Origin of the sequence: Dryocola clanedunensis, assembly GCF_038405435.1 — a bacterium.
GTDB classification, from domain to species: domain Bacteria; phylum Pseudomonadota; class Gammaproteobacteria; order Enterobacterales; family Enterobacteriaceae; genus Dryocola; species Dryocola clanedunensis_A.
Genome location: NZ_JBBYHZ010000197.1, coordinates 1 through 538 on the forward strand (window position 1 = coordinate 1; position 538 = coordinate 538).

The 538-nt window shown below is 69.5% G+C and carries 2 protein-coding genes; both read right to left on the minus strand.

The features are described from left to right. Window positions 1-247 (minus strand): hypothetical protein (locus AAE045_RS24200; protein WP_455549838.1); only part of this gene is annotated, 247 nt, incomplete at its 3' end. A gap of 97 nt (window positions 248-344) precedes the next feature. Beyond that, window positions 345-538 (minus strand): pirin-like C-terminal cupin domain-containing protein (locus AAE045_RS24205; RefSeq protein ID WP_455549839.1); only part of this gene is annotated, 194 nt, incomplete at its 5' end.

Sequence of the window (538 nt, forward strand, 5' to 3'; positions counted from 1 at the left end):
AGGCAGCTTCGCCGGTGAAACCCTGTACTGGTACCAGCCCGACCTGGGCGGCCAGTAGCCGCCGGGGTATGAAACCCGCCGTATCACCGTGGTCAAGTTCGACAGGAACCGCTTTGCCCAGATCGCGCTGTATGCCGGTGACGCCAGCGAACTCGGCTCGCTGCAATCGTTGGCGCAGGGCATGAGCCTGACGCCCTCGGCCGTCGCCGCCGGGCGCTGAGCACGAGGCCGGGACAGTGCACCGCACTCATCCCGCCATCCACGGTAGCGCCGGCCGCTGGCCGGCGCCTCCCACACCGTCAGGTGTCATGCGTTCGTCGGCCAGCGAGCGGTGCCAGCGCCCCTCAGAAGCGGCCTTCCTGGAAATCCACGAAGGCCTGCATCAGCTCCTGCTTGGTGTTCATCACGAACGGCCCATGCCGCATGACCGGCTCGCGCAGCGGCCGGCCCGCCACCAGGATCAGGCGCGCCCCGGTTTCACCGGCACGCAGGACCAGCTGCTCGCCGCCGCCCAGCACCGCCATTGCCTGGCGGGCCA